The 15,751-nt window shown below is 69.1% G+C and carries 14 protein-coding genes; 8 read left to right on the plus strand and 6 right to left on the minus strand.

All coding sequences use genetic code 11. The annotated features are described in order from the left end of the window. The 7 genes from AC069I_RS05925 to pknB all read left to right on the plus strand — a co-directional run. On the plus strand, window positions 1-626 hold a 626-nt coding region (locus AC069I_RS05925; RefSeq protein ID WP_478264927.1), incomplete at its 5' end, for an FHA domain-containing protein. Between the two features lie 160 nt (window positions 627-786). Next, entirely contained in the window at window positions 787-1,254 is a 468-nt protein-coding gene (locus tag AC069I_RS05930; RefSeq protein ID WP_219146788.1) for an FHA domain-containing protein FhaB/FipA, read from the plus strand. Beyond that, a complete protein-coding gene (locus AC069I_RS05935) occupies window positions 1,251-2,645 on the plus strand; it encodes a PP2C family protein-serine/threonine phosphatase (protein ID WP_478223884.1) in 1,395 nt (464 codons plus the stop codon). The genes AC069I_RS05930 and AC069I_RS05935 overlap by 4 nt, the downstream gene beginning before the upstream one ends. Then, window positions 2,645-4,123 (plus strand): FtsW/RodA/SpoVE family cell cycle protein, encoded by a 1,479-nt coding sequence (locus AC069I_RS05940; protein ID WP_340686046.1) that lies wholly within the window; start codon window positions 2,645-2,647, stop codon window positions 4,121-4,123. Before AC069I_RS05935 ends, AC069I_RS05940 begins: the two co-directional genes overlap by 1 nt. Next, the gene (locus AC069I_RS05945; RefSeq protein ID WP_340686047.1) at window positions 4,120-5,583 is read left to right on the plus strand and encodes a peptidoglycan D,D-transpeptidase FtsI family protein; all 1,464 of its coding nucleotides are present in this window, start codon (window positions 4,120-4,122) and stop codon (window positions 5,581-5,583) included. Before AC069I_RS05940 ends, AC069I_RS05945 begins: the two co-directional genes overlap by 4 nt. Before the next feature lie 3 nt (window positions 5,584-5,586). Continuing rightward, a complete protein-coding gene (locus AC069I_RS05950) occupies window positions 5,587-6,882 on the plus strand; it encodes a protein kinase domain-containing protein (RefSeq protein ID WP_340686048.1) in 1,296 nt (431 codons plus the stop codon). Beyond that, window positions 6,879-8,840, plus strand: coding sequence for a Stk1 family PASTA domain-containing Ser/Thr kinase (gene pknB / locus AC069I_RS05955; RefSeq protein WP_478224440.1), 1,962 nt, complete (start codon window positions 6,879-6,881; stop codon window positions 8,838-8,840). The genes AC069I_RS05950 and pknB overlap by 4 nt, the downstream gene beginning before the upstream one ends. 381 nt (window positions 8,841-9,221) lie before the next feature. Here the strand turns inward: pknB and AC069I_RS05960 are convergent, their stop codons facing one another. From AC069I_RS05960 to AC069I_RS05975, 4 genes are read right to left on the minus strand one after another with little or no spacing between them, the layout of a single operon-like run. Beyond that, window positions 9,222-9,764, minus strand: coding sequence for an AAA family ATPase (locus AC069I_RS05960; protein ID WP_478264928.1), 543 nt, complete (start codon window positions 9,762-9,764; stop codon window positions 9,222-9,224). Next, the gene (locus tag AC069I_RS05965; protein WP_478223886.1) at window positions 9,764-10,408 is read right to left on the minus strand and encodes a hypothetical protein; all 645 of its coding nucleotides are present in this window, start codon (window positions 10,406-10,408) and stop codon (window positions 9,764-9,766) included. The genes AC069I_RS05960 and AC069I_RS05965 overlap by 1 nt, the downstream gene beginning before the upstream one ends. Continuing rightward, the gene (locus AC069I_RS05970; protein WP_478264929.1) at window positions 10,396-11,202 is read right to left on the minus strand and encodes an ATP-binding cassette domain-containing protein; all 807 of its coding nucleotides are present in this window, start codon (window positions 11,200-11,202) and stop codon (window positions 10,396-10,398) included. Before AC069I_RS05970 ends, AC069I_RS05965 begins: the two co-directional genes overlap by 13 nt. Beyond that, window positions 11,199-11,843, minus strand: coding sequence for an aminodeoxychorismate/anthranilate synthase component II (locus AC069I_RS05975; RefSeq protein ID WP_378434910.1), 645 nt, complete (start codon window positions 11,841-11,843; stop codon window positions 11,199-11,201). Before AC069I_RS05975 ends, AC069I_RS05970 begins: the two co-directional genes overlap by 4 nt. A gap of 111 nt (window positions 11,844-11,954) precedes the next feature. Here AC069I_RS05975 and AC069I_RS05980 point away from each other — a divergent pair, with 111 nt between their 5' ends. Then, on the plus strand, window positions 11,955-13,274 hold the full coding sequence (locus tag AC069I_RS05980) for an FAD-dependent oxidoreductase (protein ID WP_478231407.1): 1,320 nt from the start codon (window positions 11,955-11,957) through the stop codon (window positions 13,272-13,274). A gap of 52 nt (window positions 13,275-13,326) precedes the next feature. Here the strand turns inward: AC069I_RS05980 and AC069I_RS05985 are convergent, their stop codons facing one another. After that, on the minus strand, window positions 13,327-13,983 hold the full coding sequence (locus tag AC069I_RS05985; RefSeq protein WP_478223888.1) for a response regulator: 657 nt from the start codon (window positions 13,981-13,983) through the stop codon (window positions 13,327-13,329). Then, window positions 13,923-15,698 carry a sensor histidine kinase gene (locus AC069I_RS05990; protein WP_478223889.1) on the minus strand — a complete coding sequence of 592 codons (1,776 nt, stop codon included), beginning with the start codon at window positions 15,696-15,698 and terminating at the stop codon, window positions 13,923-13,925. The genes AC069I_RS05985 and AC069I_RS05990 overlap by 61 nt, the downstream gene beginning before the upstream one ends. Window positions 15,699-15,751: the final 53 nt, after the last annotated feature.

Here is a 15,751-nt window from a genome sequence, read left to right on the forward strand (position 1 = left end):
CACAGCAGCAGCCCGGCTACGACCAGGGCTACGGCGGCGCACAGCAACCGGGCTACGACCAATACGGCGGCGCACAGCAGCAGCCCGGCTACGACCAGGGCTACGGCGGCGCACAGCAACCGGGCTACGACCAATACGGCGGCGCACAGCAGCAGCCCGGCTACGACCAAGGTTACGGCGGCGCCGCGCAGCAGCCCGGCTATGACCAGTACGGCGGCCAGCCGCAGCAGGGCGGGTACGACCAGTACGGCGGCGGCCAGCAGCAGTACGGCCAGCCCGCCGCGGACCCGTACGCGCAGGGTGGCGGCTACGGCGGCCAGCCGGCGGCCGGGCGTCAGCTCACCGCGAGCCTCCAGCTCGACGACGGCTCGAACCGTTCGTACTCGCTGAAGCAGGGCGGGAACGTCGTGGGCCGCGGCCAGGACGCCGACTTCCGGCTCCCGGACACCGGCGTCTCGCGCCGTCACCTGGAGATCACCTGGGACGGCCAGAGCGCGACGCTCGCGGACATCGGTTCGACCAACGGCACGACGGTCAACGGCACCCCGGTGCAGACCTGGCAGCTGGCCGACGGCGACGTGATCCGCGTGGGCCACTCGTCTCTCGTGTTCCGTACGCAGGGCTGACCGGCGGCGTCCGGAGGGGGTATCGCAGAATTGCGGTGCGGGACCTGTGGTGGATCGGCACCTCGGGTCGTACGCGGAGAGCAGCGCTGTCCGGAGCCGACCATCCCGGACGGCACGGGCTCTCCGCGGCGTACAGGAGAAACGGGAGCGGACACAACAAGTGCCAGAGCTGGTCGTTCAACTCACCAGGGTGGGCTTTCTCGTGCTGCTCTGGCTCTTCGTGTTCGCCGCGTTGCGTGTCGTCCGTTCGGATCTGTACGCGGCCTCCGGGCTGCGAGTCGCCGTCCCGACGTTCGGTCGCAAGAAGAAGGAAACCAAGAAGCCGCGCGGCGGGAAATCGCCGCAGCAGCTGCTCGTGACCCATGGTGCGCTGGCAGGAACCAGGATCGCCTTGGACGGCAGGCCGATCCTGATCGGCCGCGCCGACGACTCGACCCTGGTGCTGGACGACGACTACGCGTCGACCCGCCACGCCCGGATCGCCCTGCGCGGGGAGGATTGGTACGTGGAAGATCTTGGCTCGACGAACGGGACGTACCTCGACCGGGCTAAGGTCACGGCACCCCTCCGGGTCCCGCTCGGAGTCCCCATCCGGATCGGCAAAACGGTGATCGAGCTTCGCCCATGACTCTCGTCCTCCGCTACGCGGCTCGCAGCGACCGGGGCCTGGTGCGTTCCAGCAACCAGGACTCCGTGTACGCCGGTCCCCGCCTGCTCGCCCTCGCCGACGGCATGGGCGGTCACGCCGCGGGTGAGGTGGCCAGCAAGGTCGTCATCGCCTCCCTCGCCCCACTCGACGACGACGATCCGAGCGACGATCTTCTCGCTCAGCTGCGTGAGGCCGTCCAGAACGGCAACGCGGCCATCGCCGAACTGGTCCAGCAGGACCCGGACCTCGACGGCATGGGCACCACCCTGACCGCCGTGCTGTTCGCCGGTTCGCGGATGGGTGTCGTGCACGTCGGCGACTCGCGGGCGTATCTGATGCGCGGCGGTCAGTTCTCGCAGATCACGCGGGACGACAGCTTCGTCAACGAACTTCTCGAACAGGGCCGGATCACGCCGGAAGAGGCCGCGGTGCACCCGCAGCGGTCGCTGCTGCTGAAGGCGCTCACCGGCCATGAGGTCGAGCCGAGCCTGACCGTGCGTGAGGCCCGCGCCGGTGACCGGTACCTGATCTGTTCGGACGGCCTGTCCGGCATGGTCAGTGACGAGACGCTGTCCGAGGCGATCCAGATCCCGGATCCGCAGGCCTGCGCCGACCGGATGATCGAGCTGGCGCTCAAGGGCGGCGGCACGGACAACGTCACGGTGATCATCGCCGACGTCGTCGACGTCGACTTCGGTGAGGACGCGCCCATCGTGGGCGGCGCCGCCGGGGACGGCAGTGACGAGTTCCACCAGGGCGACTCCCCCGCCGCCCGCGCCCGCGCGCTGACCCAGCCCGCGCCGCAGCCGCGGCCCGAGGTCCAGCCCCAACAGGAGGACCCGAAGGTCAAGCGCCGGAGGCGATTTCGCTGGCTGGCGGGAGCTGTGGTCGTCCTGATCGTGCTGGCCGCGGCGGCGATCGCCACGCGGTATTTCGTGCTGAGCCAGTACTACGTCGGCGAGGGTCCCGGCGAGGAGGTCGTGATCTATCGCGGCGTCCCCGGCAGTGTCCTCGGCATCGACCTGCACGCCTTCGAGCAGGGCTCGTGCCCGCCGGGCGGGCTGTGCACCGACAAGCTCTTGGTGCCGGCACTGCAGGAGGACGCGCGGATCGCGGTGAAGAACGGCGTCAAGAAGGACAACCTCGACGACGCCCGCAAGTACATCGACGACTTCCTGCGGCCGCACAAGCAGCTGGCCGACTGCAAACCGAACTCCAGCTCGACTTCCACGCCGCCTACCGAACCGGCACCGCCGGTGTCGTCGTCGGCTGCCGCCCCTTCTACCCCCGCCTCGCCGAGTCCGGCGAATCAGCCAGCGGGGAGGGACTGCTCGACGCCGACCACGGCAGCACCAGGGGGCGGTAATTGATGAGCACGCCGCTCGCCGATCCGGCTTCGGCCCAGTTCGCCACGAACCCTCCGCGCGAGCTGCCCAAGCGGCGCGGCACCGAACTCGTCCTCCTGGCGTTCGCGACCTTCATCGTCACCGTCGCGCTCGTGCTGGTGGAGGCGAACCAGGAGCAGGAACTCACCAGCTCGATCATCTGGCTGGGGCTCTCGTACCTCGCGGTGCTGACGGCGGCGCATCTGGCGGTCCGCCGCTGGGCGCCGTACGCGGACCCGGTGATCCTGCCCTGCGTCGCGCTGCTGAACGGGCTCGGCCTGGTGATGATCCACCGGATCGACCTGGCGCTCGCGGAACGCGCGATCCAGCAGGGCAGGGAGTACACGCCGGACGTCACCAAGCAGGTGCTGTTCACGGCGATCTCGCTGGTGCTGTTCGTGGTGGTGCTGGTCGTGATCAGCGATCACCGCACGCTGACCCGCTACGGCTACACCTGCGGTCTGGTCGGGATCGTGGCGCTCGCGCTGCCCGCGGTGCTGCCGTCGAGCCTGTCCGAGGTCAACGGCGCGAAGGTCTGGATCAAGCTGCCGTTCTTCTCGATCCAGCCGGGCGAGTTCGCGAAGATCCTGCTGATGATCTTCTTCGCCTCGTTCCTGGTGACGAAACGCGACCTGTTCATGGTCGCGGGCAAGCGGATCGTCGGCGTCGAGCTGCCGCGCGCGCGTGACCTCGGCCCGATCCTCATCGCGGCGGCCGCCTGCCTCGGCGTGCTGGTGTTCGAGAAGGACCTCGGCACGTCGCTGCTGTTCTTCGGTGTCACGCTGGTGATGCTGTACGTCGCCACCGAGCGGGTCATCTGGGTCGTGCTGGGTGTCGGCTTCTTCGCCGCCGGCGCGATCATCGCCTACAACCTGTTCACGCACGTCCAGCAGCGCGTCCGGAACTGGATCGACCCGCTGGCCACCTACGACGACCCCGGCGGCGGCTACCAGGTCGCGCAGGGGCTGTTCGGGCTCGGCACCGGCGGGGTCGGCGGGACCGGCCTCGGCGCCGGGCGGCCGGATATGGTCCCCGAGGCCAAGACGGACTTCATCACCACCGCGATCGGCGAGGAACTCGGCCTGATCGGGCTCACGGCGATGCTGATGCTGTACCTGATCCTGGCGATGCGCGGGATGCGCAGCGCCCTCGCCGTGCGCGACACCTTCGGCAAACTCCTCGGCGGCGGTCTGTCGTTCGCCCTGGTCATGCAGATCTTCGTCGTCGTCGGCGGCGTCACGAACCTGATCCCGAACACCGGGATCACCGCCCCGTTCCTCTCCCGCGGTGGTTCTTCACTGCTCGCGAACTACATCCTGGTGGCTCTCCTGCTCCGAATCTCCGACGCCGCCCGCAAACCCGCGGTGCGGCCGAAGCCGCAGCAGCCGCAGGCGCCGCTCGCCGAAGCGCACACGGTGATGGTCCAGCGGCCGCCCGCGACCGGTGAGGGGAGCCCGTCGTGAACACCCCGCTCCGCAAGGTGGGTGTCGCCATGCTCGTCATGGTGGTGCTCCTGATGGCCAACGCCACCTACATCCAGGTGGTCAAGGCCGACGACTACCGCACCGACTCGCGCAACGTGCGCGTGCTCTACGACGAGTACTCCCGCCAGCGAGGGCTGATCGTGACGCCCGACGGCGCCGCGCTCGCGAAGGTCGACCCGTCGAACGACAAGTACAAGTTCATCCGGACCTACGCCGACGGCCCGATGTACGCGCCGGTCACCGGCTACTACTCGATCAACTACGGCTCGGGCGGTCTGGAGCGGTCCGAGGACGACGTCCTCAACGGTTCCGACCCGCGGCTGTTCGTGCGGCGTCTTTCGGACATGGTCACCGGCCGCGACCCGCGCGGCGGGAACGTGCGGCTGACGATCAACCCGGCCGTGCAGAAGGCCGCGTACGACCTGATGACGCGGAAGGGCTACACCGGCGCGGTGGTCGCGATGGAGCCCAAGACCGGGCGCATCCTCGCGATGGTGTCGACGCCGTCGTTCGACCCGAACAAGCTGGCCTCGCACACCACGAAGGAGCAGGTCGCGGCCTGGTCGCAGTGGCGCGACGATCCGAAGAAGCCGATGCTGAACCGCGCGATCTCGGAGACGTACCCGCCGGGTTCGACGGCCAAGCTGCTGGTGACCGCGGCCGCGCTCGAGGACGGCAAGACCGCGGACATGCCGGTCAACACCGCGCCCAACGTGAAGCTCCCCGGCACGCAGACGACGCTGGAGAACTACGGCGGCGCGGCCTGCAAGGGCAGCACGCTGAAGGAAGCGCTGCGGTACTCGTGCAACGTGCCCTTCGCCGAAATCGCCGGCGAGCTCGGCAAGGACAAGCTGAACGCGACGGCCAAGAACTTCGGCGTCGGCGAGGACCTGACCGTGCCGATGCGGGTCGCCGGATCCTCCCTCGGCCCGCTCGAATCGAAGGCGGCCCTGTACCAGAGCGCCATCGGCCAGCGCGACGTGCGGCTGACGCCCCTGCAGGACTGCCTGCTCTCGGCGACCATCGCGAACAACGGGATGGCGATGAAACCGCAGCTCGTGCAGTCGCTGCTGGCGCCGAACCTGTCGACCATCGAGGACTACACCCCGATCGAACTGACCGGTGACGCCGCGATGTCCAGCGCGAACGCCGCGATCCTGCGCGACATGATGCTGGCGTCGGAAGAGAACACGAAGGGCGCCGGCAAACGCGGCGACATCCAGATCGCCTCCAAGACCGGCACCGCCGAGCACGGCAACGACCCGAAGAACACCCCGCCGCACGCCTGGTACACCGGGTTCGCGCCGGCGATGGACCCGAAGATCGCCGTCTCGGTGATCGTCGAATCCGGGGGTAACCGCGGGCTCGAAGCGACCGGTGGCACCGTGGCCGCGGAGATCGGCCGCGCCGCCGTCAACGCCATGCTCGGGGGTGGATAGCGGATGCTGTCCTCGGGTCAGCTGCTGGCCGACCGGTACAAGCTGACGAACCGGATCGCCGTCGGCGGGATGGGCGAGGTCTGGCAGGCCAGTGACACGCGGCTGGACCGGACGGTCGCGGTCAAGATCCTGAAGGCGGAGCTGTCCGGCGACGCGGAGTTCCTGCACCGGTTCCGGACCGAGGCGCGGATGACCGCGTCGCTGAACCATCCCGGCATCGCCGCGGTGCACGACTACGGCGAGACGGTCGCGGACGAGCTGTCGATCGCGTATCTGGTGATGGAGCTGGTCGAAGGCGATCCGCTGGCCGCGATCATCACCCGCGAAGGACGGCTGAACGCCGAGCGCACCTTGGACATCTTGGAGCAGGCCGGTAACGCGCTCCAGGCCGCGCACGAAACCGGTCTTGTGCACCGCGACGTCAAACCGGGCAACATCATGGTGACCCCGGCCGGGCAGGTGAAGATCACGGACTTCGGTGTCGCGAAGGCCGCCGACGCCGCCCCCGTGACCAGGTCCGGCATGGTGATGGGCACCGCCCACTACATCGCACCCGAGCAGGCGCTCGGGCACAACGCCGAACCGGCGAGCGACGTCTACTCGCTGGCCGTATGCGGCTACGAATGCCTCACCGGGCACCGGCCGTTCCTTTCGGAGAACGCGGTGACCGTCGCGATGATGCACATCCGCGACCTCCCGCCGCCGCTGCCGCCGGACGTGCCACCGGGCGCCCGCGCGGTGATCGAAGCGACCCTGATCAAGGATCCGAGACAGCGGTACAACAGCGGTGGCGAGTTCGCCGCCGCGGTGGCCGCGGTCCGCGCCGGGCTTCCGCTGCCGACACCGTCGGGGCTGGTGAACGTGGCGTACTCCGCGGGTCAGCCCGTGATGCAGCCCGGCCCGCATTCGCCGCCGAACCCGATGGTGGCCGTCGGGCCTGCGTCGCATCCGGCGATGCACCCGGTCAGCGGCCCGCCGCCGATGGCGGTCCGCCGCCTGCCGGGCAGACGGCCACAATGGGGCTGGTGGGTACTGCTCGCGGTGATCCTGATCGCAGTACTGGTGGCAGGCGCCTTCCTCATCGTGAGACTGGTCGGTTCGGGCAACGGACCGCAGTCGGGCGGCGTGGAAACCAGTGAACACGCGCCGGCTCCGGGTAAGGAGTCTGAAGGTCCTTCGCCGACATCCGCATACCCAGCGGTGCCGACGGAGGGCGGCACCGAGGAGCCGGCCGGACAGGCGAATCCGGGAATGATGAGCAGCAAACCTTGGACGGAATGGAACGGCACGCAGAGATGAGCACACCAAGACTGCTCAGCAACCGCTACGAGCTGGGCGAAACGCTCGGCTACGGAGGCATGTCGGAGGTCCACCACGGCCACGACGTGCGCCTGGGCCGGGAGGTGGCGATCAAGATCCTGCGTGCCGATCTGGCGCGGGATCCCCAGTTCCAAGAACGTTTCCGTCGCGAGGCACAGAACGCGGCGGCACTGAACCACCCGGCGATCGTCGCCGTCTACGACACCGGCGAGACGAACACCGAGTTCGGCCCGCTGCCCTACATCGTCATGGAGTACGTCGAAGGACGGACTCTGCGGGACATCGTGAAGACCGAAGGGCCGATGTCGCAGAAGCGGGCGATGGAGGTCATGGCCGACGTCTGCGCGGCACTGGACTTCTCGCACCGGCACGGCATCGTGCACCGCGACGTCAAACCGGCGAACGTGATGATCACGAAGAACGGCGCCGTCAAGGTGATGGACTTCGGCATCGCGCGCGCCATGCACGACGGGCAGTCCGCGATGACGCAGACCGCCGCGGTGATCGGCACGGCGCAGTACCTCTCGCCGGAGCAGGCGCGCGGTGAGTCCGTCGACGCGCGTTCCGACGTCTACGCCGCCGGTTGTGTGCTGTACGAACTCATCACCGGCGAGCCGCCCTTCACCGGCGACTCGCCCGTGGCGGTGGCGTACCAGCACGTCCGGGAAGACCCGAACCCGCCGTCGTCGGTGAACCCGGCGGTGGCGCCCGAGCTCGACGCCGTCGTGCTCAAGGCGCTCGCGAAGGGCCCGGCGAACCGGTACCAGTCGTCGGCGGAGATGCGTTCGGACCTGGTCCGCACGCTGTCCGGCCAGCGTCCGGCCGCGCCGATGGTGATGTCGGAGGACGAGCGCACCCAGGTCATGGACTCCGACCGCCGGGTGCCGCCGCGCTACGACCAGTACGAGGACGAAGAAGAGGACCCGGCCGCGAAGAAGAAGCGGCGTGCCTGGCTCATCGCCGGTCTCGTGGTCTCGCTGGCCGCCGTGGTGCTGCTGATCATGTGGCTGTCCAACGCGTTCAACAGCACCGGCGCGGAGAGCAAGGCGATCCCGAAGGTCACGGGCCAGTTCGAGTCCGCGGCGAAGGACACGCTCCGGGCCGCGGGGTTCAACTCGTTCGAACCCACCAAGAAGGTGCCCTGCACCGGTGAGGCCGTCAACGGCCTGCCCGCTTGCGACGAGAACCTGATCGACAAGGTCATCGCGATCAGCCCGGCCGAGGGGCAGATGACGCCGACCTCGGAGAAGATCACGCTGACCGTCGGCGCGAAACCGGAGAAGGTCAAGACGCCGGACCTCAAGGGCAAGACCGCGGCCGAGGCCCTTGCGGCCCTGACCGAAGCAGGCCTGAAGCTCGGTGCGACCACTGAGGAAGAGAGCAACGACCCGAACGAAGCCGGCAAGGTCACGTCACAGAACCCGGCCGCGCAGGCCGAGGTCGACCAGGGGGCCAAGGTCGACATCACGGTCGCGAAGTCCCAGGAACTGAAGACGGTCCCTAACTACAAGGGCAAGACTCAGGCCGAGGCCGAGGCCGGGTTGAAGGCGGCCGGATTCACCCCGCAGGTCACCACCGTGGACTCCGACCAGCCCAAGGGCACCGTGATCGACCAGACCCCGAACGGCGGCAAGGTCCCCGTCGGCAGTGTGGTCAAGCTGTCGGTGTCGAACGGCAACCAGGAGACCTTCGACATGCCGAACCTGAAGGGCATGACCGAGGAGCAGGCGACGCGCCAGCTGCAGCAGCTGGGCTGGAGCGGTCAGCTGAACACCCAGGCGGACAAGAACGGTGACAAGGACGACGCGGGCAAGGTCAGCAAGACCAACCCGCAGGCCGGTTCGAAGGTCGCGAAGAACGCGCCGATCACGCTGTTCATCGTCGAAGGCGATGAGACGCCGACGTCGTCAAGTTCGCGGCTCTTCCCGCCTCCGTGATCGATCGCTGACGCGAAAGGGCCCCGCACGGTTTCGTGCGGGGCCCTTTTCATGCCGGCTGATCCCGCCAAAGAGACCTGGCACCTTCTCAACCATCCATAAGGGACTCGTTCCCAGAGGGTGATGCCCGATTTGCACGGTTTCACGAGGGGTCGTGAGTGAAAAAGAGTGTTAGAACCGCCCTTGCCACTCACGACCCCTCGCGACACCGCACATAGAGGCATCAAGCGGGCACGGCCGGCACCTGTCGGGCCGGCTCGAACCACGCACAAGGACTCCACCGCGAGCTGTGCGACGACATGCCGAACATCATGCGTGCCGTCGAAGAAGGGACAGCTTTGTCCTCACCTGTGACGGCACGCCTGTCGCCGGAAGCAGGGATTAAGGCGCCAAGCTGCGAAGAAGTCCCTGGTAGGCCTGCTGAACCCGCCCGGCGCTGGTGTGCACCACGACCGCCTTCGGTCGCGTCGCGACGAGTGCCACGAGCCTGTCGTACATGGCCGCGAGCCGCTCGGGGCCGCCCAGCATCTCGTGCGCCTCGACGTGTTCGGGTTCGGCCGCGGCGCGGGTGCGCTCGGCGAACCGCCGGAGCACGTTGTCCTTGGTGTCGAGGAGGACGGTCTCGTGGAACTCCGCGCCCGTCTCCCTGGCGAGCGTTTCCAGTCGTTCGAGGAAAGGGGCGCGGCCGAGGAACTGCGGGACGATCACGTCGCGGCCCGCGAGCAGATGGGTCCGCGCGGCGCTCACGGCGAGGTCGCGGGCGAGCGTTCCGGCTTTCGCGGGGTCGTCGCGCCAGGCACCGAGCAGGCCCCGGATCCGGTCGATGTCGAGATCCAACGTCAACGGGTGATCTTCGGCGTACCGCCGGGCGAGCGTCGACTTCCCGCAGGCGGGTGGGCCGTTGAGCACGATGAGACGCGGCATCAGGCGTTGCGCCGCAGCAGGTGTCCGACGGCCGTCGCGCTCAGCAGCAGGGCGGCGACCGCCGCCACCGCGGCCACCGTGAACGGGACGGCAAGCGGTTGTTGCGAGGTCAGGGCCCGCAACAGCGGGTTGGCCAGCGGCAGCCACTTGATCAGGAGCACGGCCGCGAGCGCGAAGATCGCGGCCAGCACGGACCAACCGACGCGCGGGACCAGCAGCCGCGAACAGGGCAGTCCGATAGCGATCCCGAACAGCGCGCACAACGCGTGCGCCGCGGCCCCGAGAGCGAGGGCGCCGATCGGGAAGCCGCCGGAGCGGAGGCCCGACCAGCCCAGTGTCACGACGATCAGCACCGCGGCGCAGCCGAAGACGGCCAGGGTGGCGCCGCCGAGGACCGATCGCCAGCGTCGTGCGTGGCTGAAGGTCACCAGCCGCTGGACCGGGTCCTCGACGTCGAGCATCGCGATCGTCAGCCAGCACGAGACCACCAGGAGCGAACCGGCGCTGATCCCGTACTGCGGCAGCAGCGGCGACTTCGGATCCGTGTAGAGCACGGTGTTCACCGCGAGGTAGGCGAGGATCGCGGGAAGGTAGCGCTGGGAATGGCCGAGCAGCGCGAGGTAGTAGCGGGTCATGGCGAGCACGGCGCCACCTCCCGGACCGAGAAGCCCCGGTTGAGCGCACGCAGCAGGACCGCGTCCGTGTGCCCGGCTTCGACCGTCAGGACGACCTTCCCGCCTTCGGCCACGGCTTGACTGACGCCGGGTTCCGAGGACCAGTCGCCGGCGGGCCCGTGAAGGACGATCCTCGTCGCGTTTTCGGCTCTCGTTTCGACGCGGGTCAGGAGGCCGCCGTCCATCCGATAGACGTCGTCCGCGTGGGCGTGCACGGCGGCCGCGCGGTGGTCGGTGAAGACCACGCTCGCGCCCCGTTCCTTGGTCTCGGCGACGAGTTCGCCGAGCACGGTGTGGGCTTCGACGTCGAGCCCGGACCAAGGCTCGTCGAGGATCAGCAGGTCCGGCTCGGCGAGGACGGCCTGCGCGAGGCCGACTTTCTGGGCGTTGCCCTTCGACAGGGTCCGCAAGGGCGCGTCCGGGCCGCCGACCAGTGCCAGCCGGTCCAGCAGCGGATCGATCGCCGACAAGTCGACATGGCCGTCGATGCGGGCCATATGCCGCAGGTACGCCCTGGCGCTCATCCGCTGTCCCGCCGGGAAGCGGTCCGGCAGGTAGCCGACACGCGGGCTGCCCACGACGCTTCCCGAAGTCACCCGTGAAAGTGCCGCGAGGATCCTGAGCAGCGTCGACTTCCCCGAACCGTTCGAGCCGAGGACGCCGATCACGCGACCCGCCGGTACGTCGAGGTCGACGTCGGCGAGCACGGGTTCGCCGCGGCCGTAGCGCTTACCGACTCCTTCGAGCCGGATCAGCGAGGTCACGCAGCAGCGGCCTTCTGCAGCGCGCGGGTCTCCTGCTCGAGTTCGTTGACCGTGGCGTCGGGGACCGGGTGCCCGGCCGAAGCCATCCAGTTCGCCAGCATCCGGTGCCCGCCCTGAGTGAGCACGGATTCGGGGTGGAACTGGACGCCTTCGAGCGGCAGCTCGCGGTGCCGCATGCCCATCACGACACCGGATTCGGTGCGGCCTGTGATCTCGAACACGGCGTCGTCGATGGTTTCGGGCAGAACGGTCAGCGAGTGGTACCGCGTGGCGGTGAATTCCGAGGGGAGCCCGGCGAGCACTCCGTCGCCCGAATGGTGGACTTGACTGGTCTTGCCGTGCAGCAGTTCCGGGGCGCGGTCGACGGTGGCGCCGAAGACGACGCCGAGGGCCTGGTGACCGAGGCAGACGCCGAGCATCGGGATGCGCTTCTCGGCGCATTCGCGGATGACGTCCATGCTCTGACCAGCGCGTTCCGGGGTGCCGGGGCCGGGAGAGACGAGCACCGCGTCGAACTCGCCGAGCTTGCCGACGTCCACCACGTCGTTCCGCCAGACGGTGCAGTCGGCGCCGAGCTGGGCCAGGTACTGGACCAGGTTGTAGACAAAACTGTCGTAGTTGTCGACGACGAGCACGCGCATGGAGCCAGCTTAGCGGCTCCCACCAGGTGGACCGTACGCCAGATCACAATGATTGTTAGGGCTGCCTAACTTACCGTGGTAGGAGTGAGCCGTTCTCTTCGTGTAGCCATCGTGGGTGCCGGTCCGGCCGGCATCTACGCCGCCGACATCCTCGACAAGTCCGACGCCGACGTGACGATCGACCTGTTCGAGCGCATGCCGGCGCCGTTCGGGCTGATCCGGTACGGCGTCGCGCCCGACCACCCCCGGATCAAGGGCATCGTCACCGCCCTGCACAAGGTCCTCGACAAGCCGAACATCCGGCTGCTGGGCAACGTCGACTACGGGACCGACCTGAAGCTCGACGACCTGCGCCAGTTCTACGACGCGGTGATCTTCTCGACCGGCGCCATGGCCGACCGCGCGCTCGACATCCCCGGGATCGACCTCGACGGCAGCTACGGCGCCGCCGACTTCGTCTCCTGGTACGACGGGCACCCGGACGTGCCGCGCACCTGGCCGCTGAACGCGACCTCGGTCGCGGTCCTCGGTGTCGGGAACGTGGCGCTCGACGTGGCACGGATCCTCGCGAAGACCGCCGACGAGCTGCTCAGCACCGACATCCCGGACAACGTCTACCAGGGGCTGAAGGCCAGCCCGGTCACCGACGTGCACGTGTTCGGCCGCCGCGGCCCGGCACAGGCGAAGTTCACGCCGCTGGAGCTGCGGGAGCTGGACCACTCGCCGAACGTCGAGGTCATCGTCTACCCCGAGGACATCGAGTTCGACGAGGGCAGCATCGCCGCGCTGCGGGCGTCGAAGCAGATCGACATGGTCGTGAAGACGCTGCAGGAGTGGGCGATCCGCGACCAGGGCGACCGGCCGAAGCGGCTGCACCTGCACTTCCTGCACTCGCCCTGCGAGATCGTGGGCGAGGACGGCAAGGTGACCGGCCTGCGGACCGAGCGCACCGAACTGACCGGTGACGGCAACGTGCGCGGCACCGGCGAATTCCACGACTGGGACGTCCAGGCCGTCTACCGCGCGGTGGGCTACCTGTCGTCGCATCTGCCGGAGATCCCGTTCGACCACACCACCGGCACCGTGCCGAACCAGGCGGGCCGGGTGCTGGACATCGATGAGGAGCAGGTGCCGGGCGTCTATGTGACCGGCTGGATCAAGCGCGGTCCGGTCGGCCTCATCGGCCACACCAAGGGCGACGCGGCCGAAACGATCGCGAGCCTGCTGGCCGACGCCGACGCACTGACGGCCCCGGCCGTGGACGACCCCGACGCGATCCTTGGCTTCCTCACCGAACGCGGCGTGCCCTTCACGACCTGGGAAGGCTGGGGCAAGCTCGACGCCCACGAGAAGTCCCTCGGCGCTCCGCACGGCCGGGAACGCGTCAAGGTCGTCGAGCGCGACGAGATGACCCGCATCTCGCGCTCCTGAACCCGTTCCGTGAAGGCCTCCTTCCCTACGCTCAAGGTAGGGAAGGAGGCCTTCACGGCGTGCCCAAGTAAGCGAGGACCGCCAGGACGCGCCGGTTCGTGTCGTCCGAGGCGACGATGCCGAGCTTCGCGAAGATGTTCGCGGTGTGCTTCCCCACCGCCCCTTCGCTGAAGTGCAGCCGTCCGGCGATGGCCGCGTTGGAACAACCCTCCGCCATCAAGCCGAGCACCTCGCGCTCGCGTGGGGTCAACGCCGCGAGTGGGTCGGATGCGTTGCCCGCCACCAGTTTCGCGATCACTTCGGGATCCATCGCGGTCCCGCCGCCCGCTACGCGCCGGACCGCGTCGATGAACTGGCCGGCGTTGAAGACGCGGTCCTTCAGCAGGTAGCCGATCGCGCCTGCGCCGTCGGCGAGCAGCTCACGCGCGTAGAGCTGCTCGACGTGTTGTGACAGAACGAGAATCGGCAGTCCGGGGAGGTCACGCCGCACCGCCAGGGCGACCTGAAGCCCCTCGTCGGTGAGCGTCGGCGGCATCCGGACGTCGACGACCGAGACGTCGGGCCGGTGCGTGCGCAGCGCCCGGTCCAGTTCCGGCCCGGTGCCCACCGCCTCGACGACGTCGAAACCGTGCGCGGTCAGCAAATGCGTCAAGCCGTCTCGGAGGAGGTACTGGTCTTCGGCGACGACGCATCGGGGTCGAGCTGGCACGGGATCTCCATGATCGCCTTCGTCGGCCCGCCGAGCGGGCTGGTCAGGGCAAAAGTACCGTCGAACGCGCCCAGCCTGCGTTCGATCCCGCGAATCCCGCTCCCCCGGGCCGCGTTCGCGCCGCCCTTGCCGTCGTCGGTCACCTCGATCCGCAACAGACCGTCGTCGTAGTCGAGGTCGATCGACACTCGCCGCGCCTCGCCGTGCTTCGCGGCGTTGCCCAGCAGCTCGCTGACCGCGAAGTACGCGCACGCCTCCGCGGGCTGCTCCAGTCGAGGCAGGACGCCGTTCACCGAAGCCCGCAACGGACTGTCGAGCGCCATCGCCCGCACCGCGTCACCGAGCCCGCGCTCGGACAACACCGGCGGATGAATCCCGCGCACCAGCAGCCGCAACTCGGTCAGCGTCTCGGACGACGTCTGCCGGAGCTCGGCGGCCAGCCGTTTCGCCGCGGCCGGATCGCCGTCGATCAGCGCTTCGACCGCGCCCAGCTTCATCCCCATCGCGACCAGCCGCGACTGGACCCCGTCGTGCAGGTCCCGCTCGATGCGCCGCAGCTCGGCGGCCTGCGCGACAGACGCGTCCGTCCGCGTCTGCTTCAGCCGTTCGACGCGCTGCGCCAGCCGCGAAGCCTCTGTCGGCCCCAGCAGCAGCTTCGCGAAACGCGCTCCTTGGCGGGCGAGCCACGGCGCCGCGGCCAGTCCGGCGACGAACGCCGCCACGGCGACCGGAGTCAGCGCGAGCGCTTGCCCGAACGGCCGCAAGACCCAGAGCGCCACCACGCCCCAGAGACCGAAGAACACCAGCGCCGCCGTCGGCACCACCATCAGCAGCAGCACCACGGAGTTGACCACCGCGGCCGCCATGTCGCGCCAGGTCGCGCGGTCGGACATCGCCCAGCGCCAGCGCGCCAGCCGCGCCGGCCACCACGGTGTGTCGTACAGCTGCCGTCCATGCTGGTACATCCCGTCCGCGCGCGGGACGGGGAACGGCGGCTCCGGCAGGTACGGGCGGTCGATCCGCACACCGGTCCAGTTCTTGGCCTCGCGGCGCAGGGTGTCGGTCACCGAACGGCCGGCGACGACCATCGTCGGGAACAGCGGCGACGGCCAGATCAGGCTGAGCAGCGTCGGGATCACCATCCCGAGCTGTGCGACCGAAAGCGCGAACAGGCCCAGCTGGAATCCCAGCGCCTTCAACCCCTTCTTGATCCAACCGTCCCGGTCGCGGGCCGGGCGGGGTCCGAGCCACCAGCGCGTCCACTTCCCGTACAGCCGGAGCGCGCGCTGCCCGGTCAGCAGGACCGCGGGCACCAGCAGCAGGCCAGCGAGCGGATTCCACAGCTGCCAGCCGAGGTCGCGGCCGGTGGCCGGATCGTCGGAGATCCACTCGAACCGTTTGGTCCACTTGATGAACCACGACCGCTTGAACAGGCTGTTCCCGTCGCGATACCAGCCGTCGCGCTCGCGTTCCGGCTCCGGCGGCGCCGGCCGGTAGGGCGGTTCGACGTCGACACCGCACCAGCGTCCGGCCAGCCGCCGGGTGAACGCGGCTCGCGGACGCGTCCCTTCGAGCGCCAGCGTGTACGCGAAGACCAGGCCGACACAGAGCAGGCAGAAACCCACCAGTTCGAGCAGCAGGTCCAGCCAGCTCACCAGCGCCAAGGCCGCGAGCACGCAGCCCCGGCGCACTGAGGTGAGGTAGGTGCGGATCATGCGGCGAAGTCTTCCCCACCGCCCCGGCCCGGCACAGTGATCACAGGCCCCCG

This window comes from Amycolatopsis sp. NPDC043885 (genome assembly GCF_056435685.1).

Bases quoted from the DNA above. Each gene is read 5' to 3' on its own strand.
- AC069I_RS05935 (WP_478223884.1), top strand. From the start codon at position 1,251: ATGACTCTCGTCCTCCGCTACGCGGCTCGCAGCGACCGGGGCCTGGTG.
- AC069I_RS05940 (WP_340686046.1), top strand. From the start codon at position 2,645: ATGAGCACGCCGCTCGCCGATCCGGCTTCGGCCCAGTTCGCCACGAAC.
- AC069I_RS05950 (WP_340686048.1), top strand. From the start codon at position 5,587: ATGCTGTCCTCGGGTCAGCTGCTGGCCGACCGGTACAAGCTGACGAAC.
- pknB (WP_478224440.1), top strand. From the start codon at position 6,879: ATGAGCACACCAAGACTGCTCAGCAACCGCTACGAGCTGGGCGAAACG.
- AC069I_RS05960 (WP_478264928.1), bottom strand. From the start codon at position 9,764: ATGCCGCGTCTCATCGTGCTCAACGGCCCACCCGCCTGCGGGAAGTCG.
- AC069I_RS05975 (WP_378434910.1), bottom strand. From the start codon at position 11,843: ATGCGCGTGCTCGTCGTCGACAACTACGACAGTTTTGTCTACAACCTG.
- AC069I_RS05990 (WP_478223889.1), bottom strand. From the start codon at position 15,698: ATGATCCGCACCTACCTCACCTCAGTGCGCCGGGGCTGCGTGCTCGCG.